11 protein-coding genes are annotated in these 12,447 nt (G+C 47.2%); 2 read left to right on the top strand and 9 right to left on the bottom strand.

The genetic code is table 11. The annotated features are described in order from the left end of the window. Positions 1 to 550 precede the first annotated feature (550 nt). The 5 genes from A7975_RS20870 to A7975_RS20850 all read right to left on the bottom strand — a co-directional run bounded on the left by A7975_RS20870 (position 551) and on the right by A7975_RS20850 (position 4,630). Positions 551 to 1,123: a YdcF family protein gene (locus tag A7975_RS20870; protein WP_065386368.1), complete on the bottom strand. Its 573-nt coding sequence runs from the start codon at positions 1,121 to 1,123 to the stop codon at positions 551 to 553. A 792-nt stretch (positions 1,124 to 1,915) separates the two neighbouring features. Continuing rightward, positions 1,916 to 3,271, bottom strand: coding sequence for an oxidoreductase (locus tag A7975_RS20865; protein WP_176707774.1), 1,356 nt, complete (start codon positions 3,269 to 3,271; stop codon positions 1,916 to 1,918). 254 nt (positions 3,272 to 3,525) lie between these two features. Next, complete coding sequence (locus tag A7975_RS20860; RefSeq protein ID WP_053375160.1) at positions 3,526 to 4,095, bottom strand: manganese catalase family protein; 570 nt, start codon at positions 4,093 to 4,095, stop codon at positions 3,526 to 3,528. A 44-nt stretch (positions 4,096 to 4,139) separates the two neighbouring features. Continuing rightward, the gene (locus A7975_RS20855) at positions 4,140 to 4,403 is read right to left on the bottom strand and encodes a spore coat protein CotJB (protein WP_082198331.1); all 264 of its coding nucleotides are present in this window, start codon (positions 4,401 to 4,403) and stop codon (positions 4,140 to 4,142) included. A gap of 2 nt (positions 4,404 to 4,405) precedes the next feature. Continuing rightward, complete coding sequence (locus tag A7975_RS20850) at positions 4,406 to 4,630, bottom strand: spore coat associated protein CotJA (RefSeq protein ID WP_065386367.1); 225 nt, start codon at positions 4,628 to 4,630, stop codon at positions 4,406 to 4,408. Positions 4,631 to 4,840: 210 nt separating this feature from the next. On the opposite strand from A7975_RS20850, the gene A7975_RS20845 reads away from it, so the two are divergent. Further along, entirely contained in the window at positions 4,841 to 5,722 is an 882-nt protein-coding gene (locus A7975_RS20845) for an arylamine N-acetyltransferase family protein (protein ID WP_065386366.1), read from the top strand. A gap of 294 nt (positions 5,723 to 6,016) precedes the next feature. Continuing rightward, positions 6,017 to 9,028 carry a hypothetical protein gene (locus A7975_RS20840; protein ID WP_065386365.1) on the top strand — a complete coding sequence of 1,004 codons (3,012 nt, stop codon included), beginning with the start codon at positions 6,017 to 6,019 and terminating at the stop codon, positions 9,026 to 9,028. 72 nt (positions 9,029 to 9,100) lie between these two features. Here the strand turns inward: A7975_RS20840 and A7975_RS20835 are convergent, their stop codons facing one another. The 4 genes from A7975_RS20835 to A7975_RS20820 form a co-directional block, all read right to left on the bottom strand. Beyond that, entirely contained in the window at positions 9,101 to 9,631 is a 531-nt protein-coding gene (locus tag A7975_RS20835; protein ID WP_053375156.1) for an acyltransferase, read from the bottom strand. A gap of 149 nt (positions 9,632 to 9,780) precedes the next feature. Then, a complete protein-coding gene (locus A7975_RS20830; RefSeq protein ID WP_082198330.1) occupies positions 9,781 to 10,749 on the bottom strand; it encodes an ROK family protein in 969 nt (322 codons plus the stop codon). Positions 10,750 to 10,767: 18 nt separating this feature from the next. Further along, positions 10,768 to 11,439, bottom strand: a complete 672-nt coding sequence (locus A7975_RS20825) for an N-acetylmannosamine-6-phosphate 2-epimerase (protein WP_065386424.1) — start codon at positions 11,437 to 11,439, stop codon at positions 10,768 to 10,770. Positions 11,440 to 11,481: 42 nt separating this feature from the next. Beyond that, positions 11,482 to 12,405, bottom strand: a complete 924-nt coding sequence (locus A7975_RS20820) for a dihydrodipicolinate synthase family protein (RefSeq protein WP_065386364.1) — start codon at positions 12,403 to 12,405, stop codon at positions 11,482 to 11,484. Between the last annotated feature and the right edge of the window lie 42 nt (positions 12,406 to 12,447).

Raw genomic sequence — 12,447 nt, 5'->3', positions numbered from 1 at the left:
TTTCGATACTTATCTAATTTAATAATAATCTAATTAGTTTGTTTTGAGAAGCTATGAGAAGAGGCATCCTTTATACTGGCTGCCCATTAGTTGAGAAAACGGCAGCCACTATATCGGCTGCCGTCTCTTCGAGTATATAGAACTTTCGTTTTCCGATATTTTAATGAAAATGAGTAATAAGGATACCGTTGCAGCCTGCTTCCTTATAGTAGGAACCCTATATCCTTAGTATCTAGTCATTCCATTTATGAGTGGATTCATGCTTAAATTAGGTGATGCCTTAAAATCATCGTGATCGATCTAATTTGTATCATCTTTCCTGCAGTCAACGTAGCTTTGATGCTACAAGGCCAAAATAAAGATCTTTTCATCCCGCTTTGACAACAACCTTACCCCATAAAATAAAAGCGTCGCGATTTACGCGGCACTTAATAAGCTAATGTTCTTGTCACCTGACAGCTAGAGTGGCACGGAACGTTTTGGACAAACGAGTCTTAATACTGATTCGTTCCTACTTGAACGCAGGTAAGGTTATCATTTTTTTATTTCATTATTTCAAGAGATATTTATAATATGCTGGGAATTCTCGTATTACTGAGTAAATATCTCTAGACTCAAAGATTTTGGCATGCGCTGCATACACTTCTTTAATATCCATTTTTCTAAACGCTAGTTTTGTCCTGGATATATGAAAATATTGAGTAATAACCATAACGGAGTCTAATTCTAATTCATCCATAATCTTGCTGGTATTTTGGGCGGTCATATATGAGTTGTACCCATTATTATCCTCTATAATTTTATCTTCCGGTATCCCTTTATCTATTAAATAAGATTTCATAACCTTTGCCTCATCGAAGCCTTCCTTACCAATACCGCCACTTACAATGATAAAAGTATAATAGCTCCCACCATAATGCTCTACGGACTTATCTAATCTTGCTTTTAACCGTTCAGAAGGCTGTCCATTAGCTTCTACTTTATTTCCTAATACTACAGCTACGTCAACAGGTTTTAATTCATCTTTCAACCCATCTATTATCACAAAAGTAGTGTGAATGATAAACCAGATGAAGAGACTTGCTAACAATATTAAAAATCGTTTAATGTAAACAAAGTTCAAACTCTCACCTGCATTCTCTCATTTTTTATCCATAATCCTTCCTAAATCTTATCACACTTGGGCACATGAAAATTGGATTCAATTCGCTAAATCCATTTGATATCCTTTATTTCCTATAACGTAAAGTGGTTAAGCTATTCTGCTCTCAATTATTACATAAAAACCTCCCCACAGCATCGCTTCGCTGTAGGGAAATATCTTCTTATCCCGCTTTTCCTTAAGGATCTTCAACCTTTCCGAAACCGCACATAATCTACGACTCCGCACCTGTAGTACGTCGTGCACGAATACAGGCTGTTACAAAATCCTTCTCTTCTTTTGATAAATTTTATCCGTTTCATAATTTGAACTATTAAATCACTAGCTTCTCAGCTAGTTACCCTTGACTCAAACCTATTTTTATTTCTTAAATTTTGCTTTTACAAGTACTATTACTCCGCCAATAAAAATCCCAATAATGGCCCAAGTTGCAATAAATAATATCGAATCCATGATGTACGCTCCTTAGTTATTACTATTTTAGTGAATATATTCAGATCATTATTTCTCTTCATACAATTATACGATTGAACGGGTACTTTGTCTCAGCTTTATAGAAGCACTCTTTAGCCTTAAAGCTAGCACGGTAATATTCCAAAAAGTCACATTATTAATTTGTGATTTTCCCCAAAATAAGTCTTCATACACTTCCCATACTTATATGTTGAAAAACAAAAAAGCATCTGATCCTGCAAATTAAGGATCAAATGCTTTTTGTTGATCTTACTATGTTCATGCAAATCTAGCCTATGCTCAAACTGTTAATTTCACGCCAGTCAACTCCTCACTAATTAGCCAAAGCCTTTCCGCAAAATCCGGATCGATCGCCCACGGAAATACACCCGTTAGCTTTTGGCTTAGCCCTTGCGGGGCTTCTGCCGTAATAACTTCGGCAATATCAGCATTTAAACAGTAAACGCCGCCTTTGCCCTCAAGCTGAGGACTGGTCGCACACCACACGCTAGTTGCAGCCCCCTGCTGTGTGGTTTTTAACTCCCCGGTTGCTGCAACCTTCTCCTCTTCTGACATAAAACGCACTAAATCAGTCATGATTCTGCCAGGATGAAGAGAAAAAGCGCGGACACCGTGCGCTTGACCGCGCTTGTCCAGCGCGAGCGCAAAAAGCGCATTAGCTGACTTGGACTGGCCGTAAGCTTTCCATTTGTCGTATTCTCGCCGTTCGAAGTTTGGATCCTCAAAATCAACGCCACCGAAGCGAACGCCAGTTGAAGAAACAGAGACCACTCGCGCCTCTCCCGCCTGTTTCAATGCAGGCCAGAGCCGTAACGTCAACTGAAAGTGTCCCAAATGATTGGTTGCAAATTGGGATTCGTAGCCGCGTGCATCACGTACTAGCGGAGGAGCCATAATTCCGGCATTATTGATCAAGATATCCAGCGGTCGCCCAGAGTCCAGAAACCGCTTCGCGAATGCGTCGATTGAAGCAGGATCGATCAGATCCAGCTCCTCCAGCTCAACTCGAGGGATGCCTGCAACCGAAGTGCGAGCTTTATCTGGTGTTCGTGCGGGTACAATGACTGTCGCACCTGCTTCAGCCAAAGCACGTGTTGTTTCGAGTCCGACGCCAGAATACCCACCTGTCACGATAGCCATTTTTCCACTCAAATCACGGCCTACAAGTACTTCCTGTGCGGTTGTTTGCGGACCAAAGCCCGAGTGAATCGGTTTTTGTGGCGTAGCTTGATAGTTGTTATCTGTATTCATGTTCAAACTCCTCCTAATCTTGATTTGCATCATTAGGTCATTGAAATGGTCCAGCTTATAATTCACCACATCCAAAGTAGCCCTCATTGCCACCATCTGCGACTCGATGTTGAGTTTATGTTCATAAAGTAAGTTATAACAGTTCTCGTAATTTTGAGCGGATGCCAAAGTCATATAATGTTCAATTTCCTTTAGCGGCATGCCGGTTCGTTTGAGATGTGAAATGAAAATTAATCGTTCGAGATGGATTGTGCCATATTCCCTCTGCCCATTTGCCTTACGCTTTGCTGGCGGCAGGAGTCCGATCTTTGCATAATACCGTATCGTATCGTAAGTGAGGCCTGACTTTTGGGAAATCTCTGCGATTGAATATGTGGGCTCCATCCTTCTCCTCCTCTCTGATTCCAGGTAAGCAGTTTCGTTTTCCATTGCATCCGCATCTTAACGTATGGAGCTTACTCCATGTCAAGCGATTCCTTCTAGAGTGTGCTCGATATCGCCATAAAATAATGATCTCATTTCATTTTACCAACCAATATACCTATTTCTCGGAGCGGCATGATTATGAGTTTTTTGATGGAGCCAATCAATTAAAAAAAACCTCCCCGCAGCCACTTCCGCTGCAGAGAGGTTTCCCTCTAATAAAAGATCTTCTCATCCCGCTTTTCCTTCAGTATTTCCACCGCTTCCCGGAACCGCAGCGAATGCACGATCTCCCGCTCCCGAAGGAACTTCAAGCTGTCCTGCAGATCGACGTCATCGGTCAAATCAATCAGCCATTGATAAGTAGCGCGCGCCTTCTCCTCCGCCGCAATATCCTCATACAGATCGGCAATCGGATCGCCTTTGGCTTGGATGTAGGCAGCCGTCCATGGGACGCCGCCTGCGTTCTCATAGAACAAGGCGCTGTCGTGCGCGACATAGTGAGCACCGAGTCCGGCCGCCTTTAATTGCTCCGGCGTCGCATCCTTGGTCAGCTTGTAGATCATGGTTGCGATCATCTCGAGATGCGCAAATTCTTCCGTTCCTATGTCTGTAAGCAGTCCGATCACTTTATCCGGTATCGTGTAACGCTGGTTCAAATAACGCAGCGCCGCTGCAAGCTCCCCGTCGGCACCGCCATACTGCTCCATGAGGAACTTGGCCATCAAAGGATCGCATTTGCTGACCCGTACGGGATATTGCAATTTTTTCTCATACACCCACATGCACGGTTACCTCCTCTAAAATGGATTTTAGCCAAGCTCGTACCTTAAACCTGCCACGGCCATGGCGCTTCATTCCAGGACCAAGGCGTACCGGATAAGCTTTGGCCAAACGGCTTTAACGGACCATAATTGGTTTCATAGCGATGAGCGATTTGCTGCCTTAGCAGCGCGTACTGATTGTATTGCTGGATCGCATTCACATCTGTCGGATGCGTATCCAAATATAAATTCAACTCCACCAAAACAAAATCAACGGCCTGCAATTCATGCAGCAGCTTGTAATATTCCTCGTTGAGTACGATGGACACGCTTAGTCACCCTCTTCCTCTCTGTCGTGTTTCGAGCTGTAAGGACTGAATAACGAGGGCCAAAGGGTCCCGTATTTTAAGGCCTCGAATGGAGTGAATTGGGGCAGATTGGGGGGCTGGAACGAAATAAACAATTGTGGCGGCGTGCTGAAGCTCTTCACCAATATCGGTGGACAAGGATCGAGCGGACTGACAAAAGGCTTATAAAAACGAACCTGATCATTCACGATGATGTCTCCTCTCGCAATGTTCTTCACATCAATATATGTAAGGATGCTTGCCCATCATTACTGCTGCCTTGAAACCCGCATTTTGTACCGGTACAGATAGCCCTTTTTTTTGTTGTTCCTAGTCCGTTACTCGTTTACGATGTAATTACGGTTGCACGAGGTCATTATTAAAGCAGTCGATTTTTTAAAAATAAGAGGTGTATGCAAATGAATGGGCTGACCAGCGAGGAAATAAAAAGATATTTAAACAGAATCGGAATCGCAGATATTCAGGCTCCTACCCAGTCCTATTTGTTTGAACTACATAAAGCTCACGTTAAGCATATTTCGTGGCAGACGATCGATATTTTTGCGGGAAGACCTGCTTCTATTGATGATAAACAAATAATTGAGCTTATGTTAGCTGGACGGAGCGGTTATTGCTTTCACTTAAATGGGGCGTTCAGCATCCTTCTCCGCTCGTTAGGCTACAAGGTTAACTTCCACCGTGCCGGCGTTCAGCCCGTAGGCACTGAGCCTCGGGTCAATGGCTTTCACTTAGGGCTCACCGTTACGTTAACTAACGAAAGTCAGATCGAAGAAATTTGGATTGTTGACGTTGGACTTGGCGACATGCCTTATGAGCCACTCCCCCTGCTAGCCGGCGTTTATCAACAAGGCCCCTTTATATATAAAGTAGTGGAATCCAGCGTGGCTCCTAAGGGCTGGCGTTTAGAGCATGTTCCTGTAGGCTCCGTTGTTGGCGTCGATTATGCCCCGGCGATCATCAAGGATTTAGAGCCATTTAAGCCAAACCACGAGCATTACAGCCGCTCAGCGGATTCCCCATGGCTTAATTTGTTTATTCTCAAACAGCGGCACGAGACCGGCGGTAACGAAATACGCGGCTGCATTTGGACAAAGCGTGAAGAGAATGAGACTGTGAAGATCGAGATTACGAATAAATCGCAATGGCTTGACGTTTTAGCTGACCAGTTCGGAGAGAAGCTTGTTAACTATACGAAGCCGGAGCGAGATGAGCTGTGGGGAAAAGTACGACGGAAGCATGAGGAATGGAAATTATCTAAAGCGCTGCAAACAACCGAATAAACCGTTTCGGAAATAGGCGTTTGCGGCGTTTGCAGGCGCCTTTACTCGTTCATCCTGCCGCAATCCCGTTTTTTTTTCCGTCCTTATGTGCATTACGACCTATTTATTGCCAAAAGCATTTTCATTCCCCTCTTTAGCATAGGGAATCCTAGGAAGGAAATGAGTCTATTTCCATCCCCGTTTGTAGGATGTTCGCCTCTTATTCCCTTTTTTATAAAAGGGTATGCTAGCAGCAATTAAGGAAATGATTTCAAAATTTCGATGATTGCATCCTATTTAGAGAGGTGAATTTAGGTGGCATTTGCTCAAAAAATCGTCGCTGCCGCACTCGCTTTTGCAGTCACGGCAACATTATGCAGCGGGCTGTCGTTAAGCGGCCAAACCACTATGAATGTGAAGCATGGATTCGCTGGTACGGCAAGTGCAGCCGAGGCAGCGCCCAAAGCGAATTTGCAGAAGCTTTACAGCATCCATAATTCGCTGTCCGCAGGCGATCCTGCCGATGTACAAGCTGTGAAGGAGCTGCGCGCGGAAATAGCTGAACTGAATGAGGCGGCCGATCAAGCGCTAATCGATCCCGTATGGAACAAGATCAAGCTCAAGCTTCCAGCCTACGTTGACCAAACGAAGCTGCGAACGAATCTTTTCCGATTCGTGAACGCGGTTCGCCTCTATTTATTAAATCCGCAAGAGAACGATTTGGACCAAATTCGCAGCGATCCCGAATTCCGCTCTTCGCTTCAGATCATTTCTTCTGCCGCCGGGCTGCCTAGCCTTACGATGGAGGATTTCCTCCTTTTCTTATTTGGGGACAGCGCCATCCGCCCGGGGCTTGAGGGCACGCTTCGCGAAACGCTGCGGAACAAGTCGCCATACGAGCTGGCAGAGCTGATCAACGACATGGGGAAATCAAAAGCTTTTCTCTATCAAGAGCTGTCAAAGGTGCTCGGACTTGCAGACAAGTATCAGGTTAGCAGAGTGCTGCGCAATCTTGGCGTGAAGGCGCAGGACGTAACGGATATGCTGAAAAATTTTGAAACGAAGCTTCAAAAGGATGATGCTTCCTTTGCTGCTATCGCCATCGCCTATATGCGCTCGGAAGCGGCGATACAGGCCTCTACTTCGCATGTGCCGGAGCAATATTTGGCCTATCGGTACATTTTGCAATTATTTGGCGCGTACGTTGCCCCATATGACGATCTGCTTCCCATTCAAATGGCGAAAATTTCGGGAAGTCCAGACATCCTCGTAAACGCCTTCAACTCGACATACATTGGCTCTGCCTCCCTCATGAACAACGTTAGAAGTGCGACGGCCGTCGTTCAAGTTAAGCTGCTGCATCCTTTTGGCGGACCGGAGAAGGTTATTTTAGAGAAGGAGATCCGACTTGCATATCCGATTTCCGATTTTCCGAAGGTACCTTTTTTCGAGTCGGTCAACACGCTGCACGAGTCACTGCGTACGGCTGCTCAGGCAGACGCACAAGAGGTTCAAGCTTATTATGATGAACGCCAAGCGCTGGATGCTACTGCGGACCACAGCTTGATTGACCCGATATGGAATAAGATTGAACGTTATTTGACCGCAGCCGTCGACAAGCAAAAAAACAAACGGTCTCTATTCCAACTGGTAAAGGAAGCAGGTCAATTAGCCTATTATGCCGATGCAAATGATTTGCAAGCGTTCCTTACGAATGCGGAATACGATCAAGCGCTGTTTGACTACCTGACTACTATTCAAACCAACCTCTATGCCGAGGATTTGATGATTTTCCTATATGGTGACGGTGCAGCGAGGAAAGGTGTTCAGCGTACACAACTGGAGCTGCTTGCCAGTAAAAGCCCGCAGGAGCTTCTCTCGCTTCTGTATGACCAAGATAAACGCGATTTGCTGCTGCGTTCGGCGATAAGCACCGTCATGAGCCAAACGGATGAGAACTATTACAGATTTAGTCAAGCACTCAGTAAGCTTGGTGTAACTTCTGATGATATTATGGCAGTCGTAGCGCAATTTCAGAGCAAGCTTGAACATAGCCAAACAGCTGCCAGCGCCATGCTGCTCGCTTATCTGCGTACGCATACGGTCGAAAAAGTAACAATGAGCACGGATGGCCGCCAGCACGACTATACGTTATCTACGCTTGGCAAAGATATGCCGAATGAGCTTCTTGCCTGGTCCAAAGCTTCCGGTAGCGACGCCATATCGGTATCTGCCGGGGGAACTGTTGTCCTCTCCAAAACTAACAGGGAGGGCACTGCTGTTATTGTGGCAAAAGCATTGAATCCTATCGACGGATCGGCGAAAATCATTTTCCAGAAAGAGGTGACTTTGACGGCAGCGGACACAGGAAGCTCTATTCCGCAGGCGCTGCTTGATCGGATTCAGAAGCTGCATGAGGCGATAGCTGCAGGTGACGCGGATGACATTCAGGCTCTGCGCAATCTGCAAGAGGAAATAGCCAGCCTAAACGATGCGAGCCATCTGGAGCTTATCAACCCTATTTGGAACAAGATAAAATTGAAGCTGCCCGCATCTTCCGACGAAGCAAAGCTTAGGAGCAGCTTGTTCAATATGCTGAGGGCATTCGGTTCTTTCCATTACGATCCGCAGCTTTCGGAACTCGAAGCCATTGCCGCAAATGCGGAGTACCAAGAACTGCTCAGCACGCTTGCGGCTGCCGGAGGAAATTCGAATGTTGCGTTCGAGGACTTGCTCTTGTTTATTTTCGGAGACGGCAACGAAATCAATGGGATAGAGGGCACAATTAGAGCGATACTCGCTGAGAAAAAACCGCAGGCATTATCCGCTCTGCTGATCAATAAGGATGCCATGAACAAGGTGTTTAAAGAGGCGCTAGTGGAAGTATTGAATCAGAAGGATACTTACTCGTTGAGCGGGGCATTGTCTAACCTTGGCATCAAGCCCGCGAATGTTTGGTCTACCATTCTGAATGTCCAAAATACGCTGAAGACGGACGAGCCGGCATTATACGCCCTCATCACTGCTTATATCCGTATGGAAGCAGCGGAAACGGTGAAAATTACTTCCAATGGCAAAAAGCATCATTACACGCTTAAGGTAATCGGATTCGAGCTTCCGTCTCTCCCTTTTATTACGTGGAAAAAAATATCGGGCGCAGACGAGGTTACCGTAAATCCGAATGGAACCGTGACGATTCCGAACAAAGCGGACAGCGGCACTGCGGTCATTGGCGCGTATCTCATGCATTTTTTTGGCGGGGAGGATAAACTGATTTTCCAAAAGGAAGTAACGCTCGTAAATGATAAGAGTGCGGATTCACAATAATGTTCAAATAAAAAAAAGGCGAGCCTGCTTCCCTTAGTCCGGGAGGAAGACTCGCCTTTATGCATGAAACCGCTAATCCCGAACCCAGCCCTCTTCAATCTCCAGCTCGCGGATCACCTTAGCGGGGCTTCCCCCTGCAAGCACGTTGCTGGGTACGTTTTTGTTAACGGTGCTTTTAGCTGCGATAACCGAATTATCGCCGATCGTGACGCCAGGAAGAATGGTGCAGTCGGCTCCAATCCAGACATTGTTGCCAATCGTTATTTTTTTGCTAAGCTCGCCTTTATCGGCGCTATCCATGCGATGGTAATTGCTATCGAAAATGCTCGTTCTTGGACCTATTTTCACATGATCGCCTATCGTAATTTCCTTATTGGCTGCAATTCCAACGCCTGCATTAATATAGACATGATCCCCAATCGTTAGGTTCGCGCCCTTGGTGCTCGTAATTTGAACAGCCCATGGATGCCCAACGATGGAAAGGTTTCTACCGACCTCGATCGCACCTGTTCGATTAACAAACACTTTGCCGCGCAGCTTTGGAGCTGTTTTCCCGAATTTGTAGAGTCCTTTGAGCTTGTACAGTACAGTATTAAACCTCATATAAATCCTCCCACTCCACAAAAGTTCGCTTTTCGAATATTATATCAGAAATAATGACTAATTTATGTTAAAGTTATTCAAAATGAATAATTTATAATAAAATAAAAACGGATAGTCAAAGGATTGACTACCCGCTCTTTAAGCTTCTATTAGGATTCCCCATATTCCCACACCTGCAAAGCCGCACCGATCATCCCGCATAAATTGCCGCGATAGGCAGCAGTAATCCGGACGCCCTCCATCATCGACGGCATCGACCTGCGGCTTATTTCATCCCTAATTCCTGCGAACAAACGCTCGCCCGCTTCAGCAACGCCGCCGCCGATTACGATGACTTCCGGATTAAACATATGGATGAAGGAAGCGATAGCGGAGCCTAGCGCAGCCACCGTCTCCTCCATTACCTCAGCGGCAAGCGGATCGCCCGCCTCCCACCATGCAAACACTTCGCGTGCGTCTACATTTTCACTGAGGCGGCCGTTCATCTGGAGCTTTTCCTGCATCCGGCGGGCAATGTTCGTACCAGATGCATATTGCTCCAAGCAGCCCTTCCCCCCGCATAAGCAAGGCCTGCCATTAAAATCGACTGACAGATGTCCAAGCTCGCCGGCTCCGCCCCATGACCCATGAACCAGGCGGCCGTCAACGACGATCGCTCCGCCCACTCCCGTTCCTAGAGCAAGACAAAGAAAATGGTCGACGCCCCGCGCCGCTCCAAGGTATTTCTCCGTCAGCGCAAGCACATTCACGTCATTATCTACAATGGTTGGCAGAAGAAACTGCTGCTGCACCATACGTTTCAGTTCTGTTCCTGCATAATGAGGAATAAGGTCGGAGGCAGAACGCACGCTGCCCTGCGCCCAATCGATTTGCCCGGCGCTGCCAATGCCGATGCCTTTAAGCTGGATGGCTGGCTGCTCTGCTTTCACCTCTGCCAGCAATTCCCGAACAGCCTGCAGCACACGGTCTGCTGTTTTGGCTTGCCCAGCCAAGGTGCTGAGGCTTAAAGTGTGCAGGACATCCCCTTTCGCGCTTACGACGCCGGCATTTATTTTTGTGCCCCCAATATCCACGCCAATGGCATACTCTGCTAGGGGATCAAACCATTGCAAATCCACAAGCTTCCCTCCTTCATCCTATCGCGTACGAAGTGCGCTGACATAACGCGCCGTAATCAGCTGCGGCCTTGTAATCGCACTGCCTACAACGACATAAGATGCCCCGGTATTTAATGCTTTCGCCGCCTCCTCCGGCGTCCAAATCCGTCCTTCCGCAACGACCGGAACGTTTACCGCTTTGCATAATTGCTCCAGCAATTCAAAATCCGGCGTTTCCTGCTGCGTACTGTACGGCGTGTATCCCGAAAGGGTTGTGCCGATGAAGTCCGCGCCAAGCTCCTCGGCTGCAAGCCCTTCCTCAAGCGTAGAGATGTCAGCCATCACCGCTGCGCCATGTTCATGGGCATACTCGATCAATGCCTTTACGGTTTCCAACCGTCCTTCGCGGTTCGTCACGTCGAGCGCAACGATATCCGCTTTGGCTGCTACGATAGCCTTCACTTCTTCCAGCGTCGGTGTGATGAAGATCGCCGAGCCCGGCATATCCCGCTTAATGAGTCCGATGACCGGTACATCCACTTCATGTTTAATGGCAACAATATCCGGTACGCCGTTCGTTCGAATGCCGATGGCGCCTGCGCTTACGGCAGCACGTGCCATTTTTGCCATCGCATCGCCGCCATGAAGCGGCTCCTGTTCGAGCGCCTGACAGGAAACGATTAGCCCTTGCTTCCGAAAAATATCATTCATTCGAGTCATATTGGCTTATTCCCTTTCCGAGTCAATCAATGTTTACGCTAAGCTCTTTGCTTGCGATATATCATTCAAGATTCTTTCGTTCAACAGTTCAATTCGGTCCATATCGGAAGCTGCAACAGGCAATAACGGCATTCTAGGCTCGCCTGTCTCGAAGCCGCGCAGCTTCAATATCGCCTTGCATGCCCCATATAAGGACGGGAAGGACAGCAGCTCTACAATAAGCTCATTAACGATGAACTGCCACTTCTGTGCTTCCGCCATTTTACCTTGTACGTAACATTGCTCAATCTTTAAGAACAGCTCCGGCATGACGCCATACGTACCGCCGATTCCCCCATCCGCGCCGATGCTCCGGCCAGCCAGATATTGCTCGTCTGGTCCATTTAATACGAGGAAGTCCTTGCCGCCGGCAGCCTTGAATTGCTGAAGCTCAAACGTGCTCTCAGCGGAGATCTTTACGCCAATCACTTTGCCTTGTGCCGCCATCTTGACGAGCAGTCCCTTCGATAGCTGAAAGCCCGTCGTTTGTGGAATATGATAAATAATAAACGGCAGCGATGTGCTGTCCACGATTGCCTGCCAATGCGCTTCGACGCTTTGCGGAGATAACCGGTAATAGATTGCCGGCACGGCCGACACGGCATGAGCGCCTGCTTGCTCCGCATGCTTCGCCAGCTCTACGCTGTCCCGCGTTGACGGCGCTCCGACATGGGCAATAATCGTAAGCTCTTGGCCTACCTCCGCAATGACCGCCTCCAGCATTTGCTTGCGCTCCTCCGTGGATTGCAGCATCCCCTCGCCTGAGCTGCCTCCCACATAAAGGCCGCTTACACCAGTTGAAGCGTAGTGCCGTGCCAGCTTCCGCGCCGCTTCTTTATTGATTTCGCCATGCTCGTTGTAGCTGGAATACATCGCGATTGTAATGCCTTTGAACCGATCCAAATCATATGGTTTCATCGTATAATAGCCTCCGTTATTAGATAATTTTGATATAGCAAT

Source organism: Bacillus sp. FJAT-26390, assembly GCF_001682865.1.
In the GTDB taxonomy this organism is placed as follows: domain Bacteria; phylum Bacillota; class Bacilli; order Paenibacillales; family Paenibacillaceae; genus Pristimantibacillus.
The sequence above is the reverse complement of the archived record's forward strand: the minus strand, read 5'-3'. Positions and strand labels throughout refer to the sequence as shown.

Coding starts and splice junctions, on each gene's coding strand:
- A7975_RS20865 (WP_176707774.1), bottom strand. CDS start 3,271: ATGGAGCCCACATATTCAATCGCAGAGATTTCCCAAAAGTCAGGCCTC.
- A7975_RS20860 (WP_053375160.1), bottom strand. CDS start 4,095: ATGTGGGTGTATGAGAAAAAATTGCAATATCCCGTACGGGTCAGCAAA.
- A7975_RS20845 (WP_065386366.1), top strand. CDS start 4,841: ATGAATGGGCTGACCAGCGAGGAAATAAAAAGATATTTAAACAGAATC.
- A7975_RS20835 (WP_053375156.1), bottom strand. CDS start 9,631: ATGAGGTTTAATACTGTACTGTACAAGCTCAAAGGACTCTACAAATTC.
- A7975_RS20825 (WP_065386424.1), bottom strand. CDS start 11,439: ATGAATGATATTTTTCGGAAGCAAGGGCTAATCGTTTCCTGTCAGGCG.
- A7975_RS20820 (WP_065386364.1), bottom strand. CDS start 12,405: ATGAAACCATATGATTTGGATCGGTTCAAAGGCATTACAATCGCGATG.